The 17,669-nt window shown below is 43.7% G+C and carries 17 protein-coding genes; 12 read left to right on the forward strand and 5 right to left on the reverse strand.

Annotated elements, in window-relative coordinates; all coding sequences use genetic code 11:
* Position 1: 1 nt before the first annotated feature.
* Together ACQKL6_RS01095 and tagH are read left to right on the forward strand one after the other, a co-directional pair.
* Positions 2-811 (forward strand): ABC transporter permease, encoded by an 810-nt coding sequence (locus ACQKL6_RS01095; protein ID WP_427591471.1) that lies wholly within the window; start codon positions 2-4, stop codon positions 809-811.
* A gap of 15 nt (positions 812-826) precedes the next feature.
* Positions 827-1,624, forward strand: a complete 798-nt coding sequence (gene tagH / locus ACQKL6_RS01100) for a teichoic acids export ABC transporter ATP-binding subunit TagH (protein ID WP_402870547.1) — start codon at positions 827-829, stop codon at positions 1,622-1,624.
* Between the two features lie 13 nt (positions 1,625-1,637).
* Here the strand turns inward: tagH and ACQKL6_RS01105 are convergent, their stop codons facing one another.
* From ACQKL6_RS01105 to ACQKL6_RS01115, 3 genes are read right to left on the reverse strand one after another with little or no spacing between them, the layout of a single operon-like run.
* Positions 1,638-2,816, reverse strand: a complete 1,179-nt coding sequence (locus ACQKL6_RS01105) for a glycosyltransferase family 4 protein (protein WP_427650316.1) — start codon at positions 2,814-2,816, stop codon at positions 1,638-1,640.
* Positions 2,817-2,858: 42 nt separating this feature from the next.
* Positions 2,859-4,385, reverse strand: a complete 1,527-nt coding sequence (gene murJ / locus ACQKL6_RS01110) for a murein biosynthesis integral membrane protein MurJ (protein ID WP_427650318.1) — start codon at positions 4,383-4,385, stop codon at positions 2,859-2,861.
* Between the two features lie 4 nt (positions 4,386-4,389).
* Complete coding sequence (locus ACQKL6_RS01115; protein ID WP_427650320.1) at positions 4,390-5,814, reverse strand: O-antigen ligase family protein; 1,425 nt, start codon at positions 5,812-5,814, stop codon at positions 4,390-4,392.
* A gap of 111 nt (positions 5,815-5,925) precedes the next feature.
* On the opposite strand from ACQKL6_RS01115, the gene ACQKL6_RS01120 reads away from it, so the two are divergent.
* The 3 genes from ACQKL6_RS01120 (at position 5,926) to ACQKL6_RS01130 (ending at position 8,920) form a co-directional block, all read left to right on the forward strand.
* On the forward strand, positions 5,926-6,669 hold the full coding sequence (locus ACQKL6_RS01120) for a WecB/TagA/CpsF family glycosyltransferase (RefSeq protein ID WP_402992086.1): 744 nt from the start codon (positions 5,926-5,928) through the stop codon (positions 6,667-6,669).
* 19 nt (positions 6,670-6,688) lie between these two features.
* Positions 6,689-7,795: a glycosyltransferase family 4 protein gene (locus ACQKL6_RS01125; protein ID WP_427650322.1), complete on the forward strand. Its 1,107-nt coding sequence runs from the start codon at positions 6,689-6,691 to the stop codon at positions 7,793-7,795.
* Between the two features lie 72 nt (positions 7,796-7,867).
* Positions 7,868-8,920 carry a glycosyltransferase family 4 protein gene (locus ACQKL6_RS01130; RefSeq protein ID WP_427591464.1) on the forward strand — a complete coding sequence of 351 codons (1,053 nt, stop codon included), beginning with the start codon at positions 7,868-7,870 and terminating at the stop codon, positions 8,918-8,920.
* Between the two features lie 151 nt (positions 8,921-9,071).
* Here the strand turns inward: ACQKL6_RS01130 and ACQKL6_RS01135 are convergent, their stop codons facing one another.
* Positions 9,072-10,094: an LCP family protein gene (locus ACQKL6_RS01135; protein WP_402954662.1), complete on the reverse strand. Its 1,023-nt coding sequence runs from the start codon at positions 10,092-10,094 to the stop codon at positions 9,072-9,074.
* A gap of 161 nt (positions 10,095-10,255) precedes the next feature.
* The gene (locus tag ACQKL6_RS01140; protein WP_427650324.1) at positions 10,256-10,891 is read right to left on the reverse strand and encodes a YigZ family protein; all 636 of its coding nucleotides are present in this window, start codon (positions 10,889-10,891) and stop codon (positions 10,256-10,258) included.
* Positions 10,892-11,525: 634 nt separating this feature from the next.
* Here ACQKL6_RS01140 and ACQKL6_RS01145 point away from each other — a divergent pair.
* The 7 genes from ACQKL6_RS01145 (at position 11,526) to flgM (ending at position 17,635) form a co-directional block, all read left to right on the forward strand.
* Positions 11,526-12,677 carry a sensor histidine kinase gene (locus ACQKL6_RS01145; RefSeq protein WP_402954656.1) on the forward strand — a complete coding sequence of 384 codons (1,152 nt, stop codon included), beginning with the start codon at positions 11,526-11,528 and terminating at the stop codon, positions 12,675-12,677.
* Positions 12,678-12,725: 48 nt separating this feature from the next.
* Entirely contained in the window at positions 12,726-13,409 is a 684-nt protein-coding gene (locus ACQKL6_RS01150) for a response regulator (protein WP_402870571.1), read from the forward strand.
* 183 nt (positions 13,410-13,592) lie between these two features.
* The gene (locus tag ACQKL6_RS01155; RefSeq protein WP_427650325.1) at positions 13,593-14,435 is read left to right on the forward strand and encodes a DegV family protein; all 843 of its coding nucleotides are present in this window, start codon (positions 13,593-13,595) and stop codon (positions 14,433-14,435) included.
* Between the two features lie 35 nt (positions 14,436-14,470).
* Positions 14,471-15,940 (forward strand): DEAD/DEAH box helicase, encoded by a 1,470-nt coding sequence (locus ACQKL6_RS01160; protein WP_427650327.1) that lies wholly within the window; start codon positions 14,471-14,473, stop codon positions 15,938-15,940.
* Positions 15,933-16,625 (forward strand): ComF family protein, encoded by a 693-nt coding sequence (locus tag ACQKL6_RS01165; RefSeq protein ID WP_427650328.1) that lies wholly within the window; start codon positions 15,933-15,935, stop codon positions 16,623-16,625. Before ACQKL6_RS01160 ends, ACQKL6_RS01165 begins: the two co-directional genes overlap by 8 nt.
* Before the next feature lie 88 nt (positions 16,626-16,713).
* The gene (locus ACQKL6_RS01170) at positions 16,714-17,124 is read left to right on the forward strand and encodes a TIGR03826 family flagellar region protein (RefSeq protein WP_427650329.1); all 411 of its coding nucleotides are present in this window, start codon (positions 16,714-16,716) and stop codon (positions 17,122-17,124) included.
* 247 nt (positions 17,125-17,371) lie between these two features.
* Positions 17,372-17,635, forward strand: coding sequence for a flagellar biosynthesis anti-sigma factor FlgM (gene flgM / locus ACQKL6_RS01175; RefSeq protein WP_427650331.1), 264 nt, complete (start codon positions 17,372-17,374; stop codon positions 17,633-17,635).
* The last annotated feature ends 34 nt before the right edge of the window (positions 17,636-17,669 follow it).

Genomic DNA, 17,669 nt, shown 5'->3' on the forward strand with positions numbered 1-17,669 from the left:
TATGAGTTCAGCTTTGACCGTTTTAAAAGAACAAATCAATAATTTTTATTTGGTTAGACGCTTGTCAGCCTATGAAATGAAAAGCGCCAACAGCAATAATTACCTGGGGATCCTCTGGGAAATCATCAATCCGATGATTCAGATTGCGATTTATTGGTTCGTGTTCGGTTTCGGGATCTTCAATCGTAAAGATGTAGATGGCCATCCATTCTTACCATGGCTGATGGCGGGGATTGTCGTCTGGTTCTTCGTGAACCCAGCCACGACCCAGGCGTCCAAATCGATCTATTCGAGATTGAATATGGTGTCCAAGATGAACTTTCCCATGAGTGTCATTCCTTCTTATGTCATTTTTGCGAAGTTGTATCAGCACTTTATGTTACTAGCAGTCATCATCATCCTTTTAGTTTTCACGGGATATGTCCCGACGTTTTACATCGTTCAACTGCCATATTACATCGTTGCAACGGTAGCGTTGCTGTTTTCGTTCGGATTGATCACGTCGACGTTATCGACTGTCATCCGTGACGTACACAATATGATCCAGTCATTGATGAAAATCTTGTTTTATTTAACACCCATCCTTTGGATACTAAATGCGACCCAGCATCCGACGATCGTCAGTATTATGAAGCTGAATCCCCTATACTATATAGTGGAAGGGTATCGCGCTTCGTTGTTGGGGGAATCATGGTACTTCATCGGTCATTGGGAATACACACTTTATTTCTGGGCAGTCGTACTCGTCTTCTTTTTGATAGGTTCCTCGCTGCATGTTAGATTTAGAGATCGCTTTGTTGACTTTAAGTAAACTGGAAGTGAGATATTGGAAAAATCGGTAATTGTCAAAAACGTAACGAAGAAATATAAATTATATAATAAAAACTCGGAAAAGCTTCTCGACCTCCTTTTGCCCAAAAGCTATGGGGAAGAGTATTATGCGCTGAGAAACGTTAGCTTTGAAGCGGAAAAAGGTGACGTCATCGGATTTGTCGGGGTCAATGGCTCAGGGAAATCCACGTTATCGAATATCATTGCCGGAATCGTACCGGCAACGGATGGAAACGTCGTGACCAATGGTAAGACGGCATTGATCGCCGTTTCATCCGGTCTTAACAATCAATTGACCGGGAGAGAAAACATCGAATTGAAAATGCTGATGCTCGGTTTCGATAAAAAGCAAATCCGTGAGCTGGAGCCTGAAATCATCGAGTTTTCGGAACTGGGCAAATTCATCAATCAACCGGTAAAATCCTATTCAAGTGGGATGAAGTCACGACTTGGATTCTCCATTTCGGTGCATATCGACCCGGATATCCTGATCATTGACGAGGCTTTATCGGTCGGCGATAAAAACTTCGCTGAAAAGTGTTTAGAGAAGATGAATGAATTCAAGGAAAAAGGCAAAACGATGTTCTTCGTCAGCCATTCAATCGGTCAGATGAAGAAGTTCTGTTCGAAGGCATTGTGGCTCGAATATGGGGAAGTTAAAGCATATGGCACGATGAAAGAAGTCATGCCACAATATGAAACGTTCTTGAAGGAATATAAGGCGATGTCCAAAAAGGAACAAAAAAAATATCGCGAAGAACAAATGGAGAAACGCAGTAAAGCAACGGTATAAAAAACAGGCAGACTCAAAACTTGGGTCTGCCTGTTTTTGCGTCGATCACTTCTTGATACACGTCCATAAAATGCTTGGCGGCTGCCAGGTGAGAGTATTCCAGCTCGATTTTTTCTCTGGCTTTTATGGCAAGCCTCTCGCCTTGGGAGGGATCATTAAGCAACTTTGAAATGGCTTGAGCGAGTTCCACGGGATTCTTTTCCTCCACTAGCAGTCCGTCTTCCCCATCTGTGATGATTTCTTTAAGTCCGCCGATCCTGCTGGCAATGACGGGTGACCCGGAGCCCATCGCTTCTAAGGCTGAAATGGAGGTGGCTTCTTCCACTCCGTGTGAATGGACACTCGGGATAAGGACGATATCAGAAGCGCCATACACGTTATTCATATTCTCATAGGGAACAGAACCGAGGAAGAGCACGGACTCTTGTAGACAAAGCTTTGTTGCCGTTTCTTCAAGCTTGCTTTGTTGCTCCCCTGTCCCGGCATAGACTAACACCGTATCAGGATTCTTTTTCAGCACTTCTGGAAGAGCAAGAAGGGGGTAGATGACACCGTTTTTTTCCGTCATCCGCCTTGGGACGAGAAGCATCCTTTTATGTGAAGGAATTAGGAATCGTTTTTGCGTTTCTTCCCGGTTGGTGGTTTTGGGTTTGAATGCAGTGACATCAATGAAGTTTTTAATGGTGGTGGCCTCGACATGTGCAGCATGGCCGATGTATTCGTTGATGCGCCGGTCGACCGTCACGACTTTTGCCGCCGAACGATAGGCTTTTCTTTCATACTCTTGAAGCAGTAAGTCCTCCTCGCTGTTCTCGAAAATGGCGCCCCTGCTAATTGCCTCAAATGAATAATATCCATGCACCGTTTGAATCGTCGGGATTCCGGCTTCAATGGAAGCAAGGGTCGCAAAGATATCCTGGGCATGGATGATGTCGTACCTTTTCGTTGATTTTTTAATGGTTGCAGTCAATAATTTCATCCGTTGCCGGTCGTTAAACAACTGTCCGCTTCCTTTTTTCATTGAATTCAATAGAAAGCCAGGGGCTTTTGCAAGAAGCGTTTTCCTGAATGGCGGCAAGTGCGAGAAGGATAAAATATCCACCGTATGTCCCATCGATTCTAAGCCGCTTTTCAACGTCGTGATGTGACTGGACAGGCCTCCCTCGTGGGGATAGGAAAATATCGTTGTCATCAAAATGTTCATACGATGATCCTTTCTTTTCAATGGAATTCTTTAATTTCTTGAACGGATGTTTCTTAAAATGTGCAGGCTGCTGCTTTTAAAAAGGAAGGATAGAAGGAGATAACCTCCGAATACGAGAGCGTTGATCATACTCAATTCAAGGAAAATCGGAAACTCTATACTATATGGATGAAGCCATGAAGCGATTCCATAGAGGATGCTACCCATGACCAAAAGCTTGCCCATCTCTTGAAGAATGTCAGTGAATAAGGATGCATCCGCTTTTGTCGTGTTCACGTGTAGCAAGCTGAACAGGAAGATACATTGGAGGAGCATCGAAAGGCCTGTTGCAAGGGCGATTCCTCCGACACCGAGAAAACGCGATAGCACCCAGCTGAGCAGGATATTCAGTAAAACGGCACTCAAGCAGGAATACATCGCCATTTTCGTTTTTTTCAAGGCGTAAAAGGCATTCATCAAATAATCCCTCGCTGCAAAAAAGGGAAGGGCTGCCGCATAAAAGAAGAAAGCGGCATAGGTGGTGTCTGTTGCGGACGCATCAAAGGCACCACGTTGAAAGGCAAGTGCGATCAAGCTTTTCCCACTGACCAACATGACGATCATAAAGGGGACTGATAAAAAGGCAAGTGCCTTCAGCCCTTTTAAGGTAAGAGTGAGAAAAGCACGATAACTTTCAAGGGCACGACCGACGATGGAAGGATAAAGTACGGTAATGATGGGTGTAAGGACAATGCTCAGTGGCAGCCAAAGCAGCCGGTTTGCATAGTTAAGGGCCGACACGCTTCCTGACTCAAGTGAGGTCGCGATGATCCGGTCGACGACACTATTCAGCTGGAGTGCCAATGCCGCGATGATGATCGGGTAAAACATCGACAATGCCTCAATGATTTCCCGTTTATGTGATTTGAAAGAAAACACCAAGTGAAAATGGTCCTTTTTTAATGCCGGGAATTGAATCAAGAATTGACTGGCGGCCCCGATTGAAAATCCCCAGGCCAATCCTTTCACACCAAAGGGTGCTGCGAATAAGACCGTGGCTACAATGATCACCGTATTGTGAGCCGTTGACGTGAAGGCGGGAAGCAGGAAACGCTGATTGGCTTGCAGGATTCCTGTTGCCATGTAGGCAAGTGTGAAAAACAGTAAACTTGGCAGCATGATCCTAGTCAATACTTCCGTTAATTCGAGTGCAGAACCCGTGAACCCTGGGGCTACCATCCAGACGAGCGGCTTTGTGAAGAGAAGGCAGAGGAGGGTCAGGATGATGGCAACCATCACGAAAAAGGAGCCCAAAACACTGATGAACTCATCGGCTTTTCTTGGGTTTCTCTCTTTTTTCTCCAAATAGATGGGGATGACACCCGCTTGAAGGCCACTGCCGAGTGCGGTAAATAGTATGGTCGGAATAAGGCTTGCGACAAAGAAGATGTCGGCCGTCGATGATGCACCGAAGTACGCAGCGATGATGGATTCCCGCCCAAAGCCCAGGACTTTTCCAATGGCACCGATGATGGTGACGATTCCTACCGATTTAACAACATGTGAAAGTGCAGGCATAGGTTCAACCCTTTGAAAAGATGTCCTTTTGTAAACAAAAGCCTAAACAACTATAAAAGAAGAGCGTAAATGTCTTATCTTCAAGGATATTGTAAAAAAGTCCGGCTATAAGCGCTGCCAGCAATAGGCAGATGGTGAAGGTGGCCGCCGACCGGTTGCTGCTGTGAAGTAGTGTGCGATAGGTTAAAAAAACAAATCCGAAAACGGCCGCCAAGCCGAGCAGGCCGGTCTGGACCAGAACCTGGATGTATTGGTTATCTGTATACATGTTTTCGCCAATTCCGTATTCCTGATAAATCGGCGATGAAAAAGAAAGGGTGGCGGAATCTCCGAAAGTCGCAAGCCCTGTACCGATTACAGGATGGTCCATGAAAATCTCCATTCCTTTGATCACCACATATAACCGACCCCACTCTGTACTCTGGCTTAAGCTCTCATCAGAATAAATCTCTGAAAACCGCTTGGAGAGGGCCTGATCACCTTCGGGAGGTAGGCTCCCTATCATCGTGTCGACAGGAACGGAAGCGGACAGATCATCATTGCTTGATGTGAATGAAATGGGAAAGTAAATGAGAAGCAGGCCACAAAGGAATGAACCCAACCCATATAGAAAAAGCGGTTTGTTTTTTGTCAGGATGATGTACAGGAGAGAGGCCAACCCGAATGCAATCATCGTACCCCTGGAATAGGTGAATAAAAAAGTCCCGAATATCAAGGCGGACGAAAGAAAGATCCAGACTTTATGTTTTTTGGCAGCTTGGAAGAGAAAGAAACTAAAAAAGAACTGAATGCCTAAAAATAAGGCAAATACATTGGGATTGGCGGCTGCTCCATAAATTCTCATGTTGTTTATAGGAGGGAGATCCCATGCGCCCCAACTGTCAGGAATGAGAATCGTGCGCGAGAAACCTTTCTCGATTAAACCGTGAATGGAAAGTGCGACCGCAAATAGGAGCATCCCCTTTAAAAAGAGTAAGATATCCTTTCTTTCTAGATGTAGTTCACCGATAATGTAGAGGAGCAAGAAGGTCACGAGCAATGCCCGTAGTTCAAATAGAATCGGAATGAGACTCACACCGGTCATGAACGCGGCGATCACCCCGACTAAGCAGAACAACAAAAATGGAACCGTAAAATGATAGTTTGCGGTGGACCACTCTTTATTCTTCACTTTTTCAATCAGCATAGACAAAAACAAAATGAGGATGATAAGGTCACCGGTATAGGTTAATCCGTTATTTAGTTCCATGAATAAGGGTCGGGCAGGGAAGTACATGAATAGAATGAATAGCAGATGTTTTTTATGGATGAATGCAAAAACGACCATCGTTGCGGTTGCGGCGTAGCCGACAATCGGATTAGGCATGGCTAATGGGAAGAGTAGGCACGCGATCAGAATGGGCAGTGAATATTTTTCAAGAAGCTTCAATGACGATAAACCACCTTTGCATGAAGGTTCCGTTATAAGATGTGTATGAGAAAAACCTTGAATAATTCCTGACCCTCTAAATATATAGTACATATGAAAGGCTGAAAAAATATGAGCGAGAAGTTTGTGGAAATCTTAACGATTCCCTTTATAGATACGAATATGGATGAATTTATAAATCAGATGCTTTATCCAAGAATGAGAAATCAAGAAAAAACGTTTGTCGTAACGGCAAATCCCGAAATTGTGGAGTATGCAAATGAACATCAGGATTATAAGGACATCATTACGAACGCGGATTACATTACCCCGGATGGCATAGGTATCATTATGGCGTCCAAATGGCTGGATCAGCCACTACAGGAGCGAATTACAGGGTTCGACTTGATGAATGAACTTTTCTCCATTGCCAATGAACAAGCACTTAAAGTGTATTTATTGGGGGCGGAGGAATCCGTGATTGAAAAAGCGGCCGCCAAAGTCCAACAGCAGTATCCTGGACTAAACCTGGTCGGCCATCATCACGGTTATATTGATATTGAGGATGAAACCTTGGCGAAATCGATAGCGGATCTTGAACCGGACATCGTTTTGACGGCCTTAGGCTTTCCACGGCAGGAAAAGTGGACATCGCTCCACTATCCCTTGTTTAAGAAAGGGCTTTTCATGGGAGTCGGCGGAAGCTTCGATGTTCTCGCAGGGAAGGTGAACCGGGCTCCCGTTGTGTGGCAAAAAATGCGTCTTGAATGGATGTACCGGCTGATTCAGGAGCCTTCCCGATGGAAGCGGATGCTGGTGTTGCCACAATTCGTATGGAAGGTCAGGCGGATAAGGAGAAAGGTACAGCGTTCCTAAACAATAAGGAGTGGACTGGATGAAAATCTTGCACCTAAACGCTGGAAATGAAACCGGCGGTGGTATGTTCCATATTCTGTCCTTGCTGAATCAACTAAATAAAGAAGAGTGCCTGCTTGGCGTGTTTGAAGAAGGGGAATTGTATCGTCAGGCAGTGGCTTCTGGCATTCAAACCGAAATTTTCAGGCAACGATCCAAATTTGATTTGACCATATTGAAACCTTTACGGAATTTTATCCGTCTACATCATATAGACATCATTCATACACATGGACCACGGGCTAATATTTACGGGGTGCTTTTAAAGCGGCTGGTAAAATGTCCGTGGGTCCTTACTGTACACAGCTCCCCTGCTTATGATTTTTTAGGGATGGGGCTAAAAGGGAAGCTCTATACAAGCTTGCATCTATTGTCATTAAAGCAAGCGGATCATCTATTGGCGATTTCCAATGAATTTAAAGATGAATTGACTGGTCAGGGAATATCACCCACCAGAATCACGAAAATCATGAATGGCATAAATTTTGAACAGAAGATAGACGAACCTTATCAAAGAGCGGAATTAGGTTTGGAAGCGGATGATTTCGTCATGATCATGACAGCCAGGCTTGAACCGGTGAAAGGGCATGAATTCGCCTTGGAAGCAGTAGCTGACATGGTTTCGGATTTTCCTCATATAAGGCTGTTGATTGTTGGAGATGGCAGAAGAAGGCGTGCATTAGAACAGGTGGTTTTGGATAAGGGATTATCTGACCATGTGTTCTTTTTAGGGTACCGTGATGATATGGAAAGGCTCTATCCTTTGGCAGATATGACCTTGCTGACTTCGATAAGCGAGAGTTTTCCGCTTGTTTTATTGGAAGGGGCGAGGGCTGGATTGCCAGCCCTTACGAGTGATGTCGGAGGGGTGAAGGAACTCATACCCGATAGAGAACATGGTTGGATTACCCAGGTGGGCAATGTCCAGGAAATCACGGAAAGCATCCGCGAGGCCATCAACCTGAAAAAAGACGGAAAGTTGACAAAGATAGGAATTAACTTACAAAAATTTGCAAAAAACAACTTTCCTATAGAGATTTTAGCTGAAAACATATATAATATTTATTTGAGGATGAATAAAAATTAAGTAATGACATATATAGTTTGTTTTATAGATTATTAGGGTATTAGATTTTAAGTTGAATAGAGGTGGTTCTTGATGTTAATAGGGGCCTTATTTGTAGCATTCTTTTTATCTCTTCTTTTGACTCCATTTGTCGGGAAACTCGCCTTTAAACTTGGAGCAACCGATAAACCGAATGAGCGGAAAGTTCATGTAAAAATTATGCCACGCATGGGTGGTTTGGCGATATTCTTGAGTTTTTTAATTACTGTACTGGTTTTCACGGATGATTTTTTAGGGCAGTTGCCACTGTTGGTCGGCGCCCTTGTCATCATTTTGATTGGTATTGCGGATGATATATATGAATTAAGGGCTGCGCCTAAGTTTTTAGGCCAGATTTTAGCTGCTCTCATCATCGTGTTATGGGGCGGGCTTGAAGTGGAATTTATTAATCTTCCATTTTTCACGGATAAGCTTGAGTTTGGGATCTTCAGTATTCCCATCACGATTTTATGGATTGTCGGCATCATCAATGCCATCAATTTGATTGATGGCCTAGACGGACTTGCAGGTGGGGTCTCGACGATCGCTTTGGTGACCATCGCGACGATGGCCCTTATCAAAGGAGATTTATTTGTTGCGACGATTGCCTTGATTGTCATTGGTAGCACCCTCGGGTTCTTGAAATACAATTTTCACCCGGCAAAGATTTTTATGGGGGATACAGGTGCCCTGTTCCTGGGGTACATCATTGCGGTACTTTCCTTGCTTGGATTCAAAAACGTAACGATGATTTCCTTGATTGTCCCGATCATCATCTTGGGGGTTCCCATTTCGGATACATTCTTTGCAATCATTCGCCGGCTTGTCAATAAGCAACCGATTTCGGCCGCTGACAAATCGCATTTACATCATTGCTTATTGAACTTAGGTTTCACTCATAAGCAGACGGTTATACTCATTTATGCATTAGCAGCATGCTTTGGACTCGCTGCGATAATCTTCTCCTTTGCGACATTATGGGGAGCGTTGATTCTTGTAGCCGGTATCCTCGTGCTCATTGAGATATTGGTCGAGAAAATCGGGCTGGTCGGTTCCGATTACCAGCCGCTGTTGAAAATGCTTAATGCACGTAATATGAAAAAATAAACGAAAGGCTGTTCCTGATTTTTCAGGACAGCCTTTTCTTTATTTTACGCTTTTTATAAGCTTGTGATTTATGGAGTTTAAAGGGCAGATGGGGAAGGAATCTATAGCTCAGTCAAATGAAAAAGGGACTCGAGGTCGAGTCCCTTTTTCATTATTCAATCTGTGATTCTGCGGCATCTGCTTGACTGCTAGTCTTTGTCGGTCCCAGGTTCATGTGGGATTTTAAAAGCAGCTTAATGTTTTCAACGGAGGTTTCATTTAATTGATAATAGTACGTTCCGTTAATGTTCGAATCGGTACCCTCAAGCTTGACCGTTTCGAGGTTAAGGCCATTATCCGTCGTCACATATTTGATGAAGCCTCTAATTTGTGAAAATTGAAGGTTCGTTGTCATGTTGTCGCCTACAGCCTCCATTACATCGGTATACTTTGATATAGCGCCAACCGTAGTTGCTTTGGAGATGATGGCTTTCAAGACTTCCTGTTGACGTTCACCACGTTGGATATCACTGTCCTGCTTACGTGTCCGGGCAAAGGCCAATGCTTCTTCACCATCGACTGTCTGTAATCCTTCTTTTAAATGAATGGCGTTCTTTTTGTCATGAGAATCCATTTCATGCATTTCATAAGGCACATCGACTTCGATGCCATCTAAAGAATCGACAACATCAATGAAGGCGTTAAAGTTCATTCTGACATAATAATCAACCGGGATATCAAACAACTCTTCCACTGTGTCCATCGTAGCTTTTGGCCCACCTGCTGCATGTGCCGCATTGATTTTCGTGGTCACGCCTTTTTCTGGGACGTACACATATGAATCACGTGGGATGCTCAAAAGCTTAATAGATTTTTGATCTTTATTGAATGTAGCCAAAATCAGGGCATCCGATCGTGAATTTCCTTGGTAGTCCCGTTCATCACTATCGTCGATTCCAATAAATAGGATAGAAAAGTTGTCTTCGAGCGGGTCTATTGCTTCATCCCGCTTCGCTGAAGCTTCAACAGGGTCGTAGGAACCATCGAAAACGTTCTGTGCTTTCGCATATAAACTAGCGGCATACGTTGTGGCGCCTAATACGAGAACCAACAGGGGGACTAGAACTAGCCAAAGTCTTTTACGTCTTTTTCTCTTTGTTTTTTTAATTTTATAAACACGTCTAGTAGTAGACATCTTTTCTTCTCCTTTTAAATAGCAGATTTAACCCGCTATTCTTCGAATCCTTCAATATATATCGTCAAGTATTACAGTTAATTTTACATGGATATCATGAATTCGTAAAATAAATATTTCTTTTTCAAGTGAAAAATAGTAAAAAAAGGAAATAACACGTCCTACAGGAGTTCCTCTTCCAGATATAGAATCTCGCCTTCTGCTATACTTCCTTGGCCATTCGTCAGCTCAGTCATCCAATTTACATACGCCTGCTTCTGTCCTTCCTCCACATAAACAAGGAGAATGACTTGATCAAGATATTGGATATCTTTCATTTGATAAATAGAGGAGCGTAGTGCATTTTCCACTTTTCCGAGCCACGTATACTCGATGCTTGTAGACATCACACGCATTAGTTTCCGAACGACCATACCTGTTGTATTGATTCCTTCTGAAGTGGCTTTGCTATAAGCGCGGATGAGGCCGCCAGCACCGAGCTTGATGCCTCCGAAATAACGGGTAACCACGACGGCTGTATCTTTGAGGTCTTTCTTCTTAAGGACTTCAAGGATGGGTACACCTGCTGTTCCGCTTGGTTCGCCGTCATCAAGGGCTTTTTGGATTTGATTTTGTTCGCCAATCATATAAGCTGAACAATTATGAGTTGCATCTTTGTGTCTTTTCTTTACTTCCTGAATAAAGGCCTGTGCTGCTTCTTCTGTTTCGACTCGGGCGACATGGGAAATGAACCGGGATTTTTCAATGACGATTTCGTGTTCCCCTCGTCCTTTTACCGTTAAATAATGAGGGAGCATGACTTTTCCACCTTCGTTCTTTCTATATAATCGATTAATTATAAATCTTAGCTTGAATTGTGGCAACGAAGTTTGACGTAAATCATACATGTGTAAAGAAACTTTAATATAAGAAAAATTTGTACGTGTTATAATTAATTTTATTGACTGTAAATCTTTCGTAGTTGTATTTTTATGCTTAAAAGAATATCTTTATGGCTAAATCAATGCGTTTTGGACTATATTCTTGACTCTTCCTGATAGAGTTCATGCATATAAGGAATTATGCCATTTTAGTAATTTTCTGTTTCGTATAATAATTAAGGTTGGAGAATATTCAATTTTGTTTGATTAGGATAAGTTGTATGGGATAATGAGATTTCTTATCTTTACAAGTGGGCCGTTCATCCTCAATTCTGTATCAGCCCAGTGAGCTCGAAGTATGCTAAATATGTATATTTTGTGTAAATCCATTATTGAAAGTAACGTATTTTTCTTCTTTTTTTGGTACAATATGTTCATGAAGGTTTCTTCTTAAATGTTACCTGCTGTAATATAAACATTCATGAATTAGGAAAAAGAATATTTTTCCGTATACATAGTCTAAATGACAACAACATGGTTAAAGTGTGTTGATTTAAGTGGAGGGATCTTGATGTCCATACACAAGGTTGATGCTAAAGCATTGGACAAGATCTTAGAAACAATGGTAAGCACGGTCAGTGAAAGCAGGAATGAAGTCTTTGATATTGAAGAGCAATGCCGCAAAGATTTCGAATCACTGACAAAAGAGCTTGAAGATGTGAAAGTAAGAGTTGCGATAATGATAAATGACAGCGATTCACTGGATTCTAAAGCAAGATTTGCTCGAAAGAGGCTTTCTGAAGTCAGTATGCACTTCAACCATTTTTCTGAGGAACAGGTGCGCGATGCGTATGAAAGGGCTCATAAGTTGCAAGTCGATTTACAAATGAACAGGCAGCTTGAAAAAGAGCTTCGTAATAGACGGGATGAACTTGAACTCAGAATAAAAGGATTGCAACACACGATTGATAAAGCCGCACATCTTGTCTCGCAAATCTCTGTTGTACAGAATTATTTAACCCAGGACTTGAAATTTGTAGGGGAAGCCCTTCAAGAAGCTAAGCGTAAGCAAGACTTCGGCTTGAAGATCATCGAAGCCCAGGAGCAGGAGCGGAAAAAGCTTTCACGGGAAATTCATGACGGTCCGGCACAAATGCTCGCCAACGTCATGATGCGTTCGGATTTAATTGAACGTGTCCAACGGGAGAGAGGTCCTGATGAAGCACTTGTGGAAATCCGCAGCTTAAAAGTCATGGTGCGTAATGCATTATATGAGGTGCGCAGAATCATTTATGATCTTCGTCCTATGGCGCTTGATGATTTAGGACTAGTTCCTACCCTCAGAAAATATCTACAAACAACCGAAGACTATAATATCAATAGCGGCGTGCGTCTGAATTTTGTCAATATGGGCCAAGTCATAAGGCTTCCCTCCGATATGGAAGTCGCTTTGTTCCGTCTGGTTCAAGAGGCCGTGCAGAATTCATTAAAACATGCTCAGCCCAAACATATTAGTGTCAAACTATCCATTTCCAAAGAGCTAGTGACCGTCGTCATTAAAGATGATGGAAAAGGGTTCGATGCGGCCATCCAAAAAGAGGGTTCTTTCGGCTTAGTCGGAATGAGGGAAAGAGTCGAGCTCCTCGAAGGAAGCATGACGATAGACTCGCAGCCGGGGGCAGGAACGTTGGTATTGATCCAAGTCCCTTATCAATTAAAATAAACATCCAAATGCAGAGGCATTTAAATAGAAATTAGGAGGAAGAAGCCGTTGAAGACAAGTATCATCATTATCGATGACCATCAGCTTTTCCGCGAAGGCGTTAAGCGTATTTTAGATTTTGAATCATCCTTTGACGTTGTCGCCGAGGGCGATGACGGAAGCGAGGCTATGGACCTCGTAGAAGAGCACAAGCCAGACGTTGTTATCATGGATATCAACATGCCGAATATGAACGGGGTAGAAGCAACGAAGATGCTTGTACAACGTTATCCTGATACAAAGGTCATCATTTTATCGATTCATGATGATGAAAACTATGTACAGCATGCATTGAAAACAGGAGCACAAGGCTATCTGTTAAAAGAAATGGACGCAGATGCATTGATCGATGCAGTTCGTGTTGTTGCTGAAGGCGGTTCATACCTTCACCCAAAAGTGACGCACAATCTGGTCAAGGAATATCGCCGTTTGGCCGCTGAAGAAGGGGCTGATCGCGATTCCCTATACGCTGTGGAAATCAGAAGACCTCTTCACCTGTTGACTCGACGCGAGTGTGAAGTCCTTCAACTTCTAGCTGACGGAAAAAGTAACCGTGCCATCGGTGAAACGCTTTATATCAGTGAGAAAACCGTCAAGAACCACGTAAGTAACATTCTTCAGAAAATGAATGTAAATGACCGTACGCAGGCTGTTGTCATGGCTATCAAAAACGGCTGGGTCGAAGTGAAATAAATAAATTCATGATCTTGTCCGGTTCTTCCGTTACGCATCGCGTAGGGAGGGCCGGCTTTTTTTGTTTGACTTATCATGACAATCATAGGAGAAAGGAAAGCTATTTAATGCAAATAAAGGCTTTTTCCTATAGAATGTTGAATAAGTACAGAGAGTAAATATGGTTAAGGATGGTACTATACTATGAAAACGGCAGTCGTAACAGACAGCACTGCATATATACCTAAGGAAATGCGTGAACGATTACATATACATATGATGCCGCTTAATGTGATTTTCTCGAATGAGGCATACCGGGAAGAAGTGGATATTACAGCAGATGAATTTTATGAAGAAGTTAAAAAGCAAGAAAAGTTGCCGACCACTTCACAGCCTCCGATTGGTTTGTTTGTCGAGAAGTTTGAAGAACTGAAGCAGAATTACGACGATGTCATTTCGATTCATCTATCGAGTGGGATAAGCGGGACGTACCAAGGGGCCATTGCAGCCGGTGACATGGTTGAAGGGATTCGGGTCCATGCCTTTGACTCCGAAATCAGCTGCATGGTCCAAGGGCTTTATGTTCTTGAAGCAGCACAGATGGCCCTTGATGACAAATCTGCAGACGAAATCATGGCGAGGCTCTGGGAAATGAAGCAGTCCGTCCGGGCCTATTTCATGGCAGATGATTTATCCCATCTGCAACGTGGCGGACGACTTAGTAGTGCTCAAGCGTTGATCGGAAGTCTCCTTCAAGTAAAGCCTCTTCTTCACTTTGTCGACAAGGTCATTGTCCCGTTTGAAAAAATCCGTACGAGAAAGAAAGCGATGAAACGGATTGCGGATTTACTTGGTGAAGACGCGGCAAGCGGGCTACCGTATAGAGCGGTCATCATCCATGCCAAGCGGGAAGAGGAAGCGACGGAATGGAAAACGGAGCTTGAAGCGCGGTTCCCGAATGTGGAGTTCAGCCTTGGCTATTTCGGCCCTGTCATCGGGACGCATCTGGGTGAAGGCGCAATGGGAATGGGCTGGTATAAAATCTAAAGGATGAACGTCTTTCCAGAGGAGAGGCGTTTTTTTTGCGAATAAAAGAGGATTCATTTATAGAATGCGAGAATTCTAATCAAGAGCTATCAGTTTACAAGAAAGAAGGTAGGAATGTGAATACTCTCCCCTTTTCAAAAGAACTTCAGAAACACCTCGCTGGACGGCTGCTGTTGGCAGGGGAAATCCCTTTCCCAAAAGAAATCCTTACTGAACATATTACAAAAGGCCATGTTTCGGAAATAAGTGGCGTACGGCGCGAGAATGGGCGCTTCACATGCATACGCTGTGGGAACAAGGATCCTTCCTTGTTTTATACGTTTCCATGTAAAGTGTGCCATCAAGATTGTACGTACTGCCGGTCCTGTATCATGATGGGGCGGGTCAGTGAATGTAGCAAATTATACAGTTGGAGTGGTCCTCCACTCGCGTTTCCTATTCCGGATCAGGTCATGGGCTGGGAGGGAACACTATCGGCCGGGCAGCAAACGGCCTCGGACTGTGTCGTTCAAGCCATCCAAAAGAACGGGGAATTCCTCGTATGGGCTGTGTGCGGTGCCGGGAAGACGGAAGTCCTGTTTGCAGGAATCGAGGCAGGCTTGCTAGCTGGGAAGAGGATTTGCATAGCGACACCCCGTACCGATGTCGTACTAGAACTAGCTCCGCGGTTAAAAAGGGCTTTCCCGGCAACCGAAGTATCCGCCCTCTATGGCGGTAGCGAAGATCGACATAAACCATCCCCCCTTACCGTGTCCACCACCCATCAGCTTTTTCGCTTTTCCGAAGCATTCGATGTCATCATCATTGATGAAGTCGATGCGTTTCCGTACTCCATGGATAAATCGCTGCATTTTGCGGTTCAGAAATCCAAGAAACCATCCTCTACCACCATCTACTTAACGGCGACACCCTCCAAACCAATGCAACTAGCTTACCAAAACGGAAAACTGCAAGCGGTGACGATTCCAGCACGTTATCACCGGCAGCCCATAACTGTACCTGAAATGAAGTGGGCTGGCAATTGGCAAAAGCAATTTCTCCAAAAAAAGATTCCTTCTGTGATCAAGAAGTGGGTAAGCGACCGCCTACAGAAAAAGACGCCTCTATTATTATTTTTTCCGAGCATACAAGTGATGGAGCAGGTGCTTCCTCTGTTTCAAGAGCTGGACCCGAAAGTGGAAGCCGTTCATTCAAAGCATCCGGAGCGAAAGGAAAGGGTGCAGGCTCTGAGAAATGGTGAGGTGGCAGGGTTGTTGACGACGACCATCTTGGAGCGTGGCGTCACGATCGAACGTCTGGAGGTTGCAGTGATTGGTGCCGAACACGAGGTGTTTTCCGAGAGTGCCCTCGTCCAGATTGCCGGACGTGTGGGCAGAAGCTTTGCTTATCCGAGGGGCACGGTCACGTTTTTTCATTATGGAAAAAGCCAGGCGATGCTAGAGAGCATTCGTCATATTGAAAAGATGAACCTGGAGGCCAGGAAAAGGGGGCTGCTGGATGCGTAGATGTTTATTTTGCGACGAAGAGATGAAGGACGTCCAGACATGGAGGAGTTTATTGCTGAAGGTCGAAGCGAAATTGATCTGCGAGGGATGTGAATCAAGGCTTGAGGTGATAAGTGGCGAGACCTGTTCGATGTGCTCAAGGGAGCTGGATGAGAAGTTTCGGGTGGGGGACCGATGTTTAGATTGTGTGAGATGGGAAAAAGATGAAAAGTGGAAAGGGCATTTAACGCAGAATATCTCGCTATTTCATTATAATGAACACCTGAAAGATATCATTGCGAAGTATAAGTACCGAGGAGATTACGCATTGGCTGAAGCCTTCGTCCCCTTTTTAAGAGAAAGAATGAAGGAACTGAAATTTGATATTGTGACGGTGATTCCGCTTAGCGGGGAGCGGTTGAAGGAGCGCGGGTTCAATCAGGCACAAGCCTTAACAGATCTATTGGGTCTTGAAACAATGGAGCTCCTTACACGCCTTCATACCGAAAAGCAATCGAAAAAGTCACGTGAGGAGCGGATATCATTGCCGCAGGTCTTTCGAGTTATCGAGCTGGACGCGATACAGAACAAATCGATTGTAATCGTGGATGACATTTACACGACGGGATCTACGCTAAGGCACGCAGCCAAAGCCTTGAAACTTGCTGGTGCGGGAGACATTTCCTCGATCACGCTAGCTAGGTAAAAGTGAGTATTTTTACAAACATCCTAAAGTATCGCTTTTTCCATTCGATATATACAGTATAAGAATATAGTCAAGGGGGACACCCGAAATGGATTTATTCAACTGTCCAAACTGTAACTCGTTATTTGTTAAAACGAAATTCCGCGATGTTTGCGATGCTTGCTATAAAGAAGAAGAAGCACAATTTGATAAGGTGTATGATTACATCCGGAAGAAAAGCAATCGTACGGCCTCCATGGTACAGGTGGTGGATGCGACAGGTATCGAGGAAGAACTAATCATTAAGTTTGTGAAAACGGGAAAGCTGAGAATTGCTCAATTTCCGAACCTGGGCATTCCCTGTGAAAAGTGCGGGACAGTCATCCGGAGCGGGAGATTATGTGATTCATGTAGCCAGTCCATTCGTTCGGGTCTAGAAACGTATGAAAATGAAGAAAAGCGTCGCCTTGAGATTGAAGAACGCGATAAAAAGAATACATACTTTACGAAAGATCTATAAAGTGTAAATCTTAGCTTCTTGGCTGGAATTTTGTTAGAATATTCTGTATTGAGAACAGAATTCGACAAAGGATGTCGAAGGAAAGATTCCTGGAAATCATCAAATAAATCTATTCCTTGTCGATAATACTAGTATGGATAATAAACACAGCCGTGAGTCTTTCTCATCGCCTGTTAAAGGAATCGTAAATATGTGGATGTTGATAAGAATAGATAAAAAAAATCGACCGAAGGAGAGGATCTGGAATATGAAAATCAATAACGTCGGTGTAACGGGTGTGAATCCCTATAATACTCAAATTAATAAAGTGGGGAATGTCAAAGAGTCCAAGGTCAACCCCTCAGACAAAGTGGAAATATCTTCAGCCGCAAAAGAGATGCAGCAATTATCACCCATTCCAGCTGCTAGACAGGCGAAGGTGGATGAACTGAAAATCCAAGTGGAAAACGGAACTTATAAGATAAATGCAGAGGCAACAGCCAAGGGATTAATCGATTTCTACCGAAAATGACCCTTAATCAAACGTTTGATTAAAATGGACGGAA

The sequence above is a fragment of the Peribacillus sp. NPDC097197 genome (genome assembly GCF_050278025.1).
Lineage (GTDB): Bacteria > Bacillota > Bacilli > Bacillales > DSM-1321 > Peribacillus.

Excerpts from the sequence above, each read along its gene's own strand:
- ACQKL6_RS01095 (WP_427591471.1), top strand. The coding sequence starts at position 2 with ATGAGTTCAGCTTTGACCGTTTTAAAAGAACAAATCAATAATTTTTAT.
- ACQKL6_RS01105 (WP_427650316.1), bottom strand. The coding sequence starts at position 2,816 with ATGACAACGATATTTTCCTATCCCCACGAGGGAGGCCTGTCCAGTCAC.
- murJ (WP_427650318.1), bottom strand. The coding sequence starts at position 4,385 with ATGCCTGCACTTTCACATGTTGTTAAATCGGTAGGAATCGTCACCATC.
- ACQKL6_RS01120 (WP_402992086.1), top strand. The coding sequence starts at position 5,926 with ATGAGCGAGAAGTTTGTGGAAATCTTAACGATTCCCTTTATAGATACG.
- ACQKL6_RS01125 (WP_427650322.1), top strand. The coding sequence starts at position 6,689 with ATGAAAATCTTGCACCTAAACGCTGGAAATGAAACCGGCGGTGGTATG.
- ACQKL6_RS01130 (WP_427591464.1), top strand. The coding sequence starts at position 7,868 with ATGTTAATAGGGGCCTTATTTGTAGCATTCTTTTTATCTCTTCTTTTG.
- ACQKL6_RS01135 (WP_402954662.1), bottom strand. The coding sequence starts at position 10,094 with ATGTCTACTACTAGACGTGTTTATAAAATTAAAAAAACAAAGAGAAAA.
- ACQKL6_RS01140 (WP_427650324.1), bottom strand. The coding sequence starts at position 10,891 with ATGCTCCCTCATTATTTAACGGTAAAAGGACGAGGGGAACACGAAATC.
- ACQKL6_RS01145 (WP_402954656.1), top strand. The coding sequence starts at position 11,526 with ATGTCCATACACAAGGTTGATGCTAAAGCATTGGACAAGATCTTAGAA.
- ACQKL6_RS01155 (WP_427650325.1), top strand. The coding sequence starts at position 13,593 with ATGAAAACGGCAGTCGTAACAGACAGCACTGCATATATACCTAAGGAA.
- ACQKL6_RS01165 (WP_427650328.1), top strand. The coding sequence starts at position 15,933 with ATGCGTAGATGTTTATTTTGCGACGAAGAGATGAAGGACGTCCAGACA.
- ACQKL6_RS01170 (WP_427650329.1), top strand. The coding sequence starts at position 16,714 with ATGGATTTATTCAACTGTCCAAACTGTAACTCGTTATTTGTTAAAACG.
- flgM (WP_427650331.1), top strand. The coding sequence starts at position 17,372 with ATGAAAATCAATAACGTCGGTGTAACGGGTGTGAATCCCTATAATACT.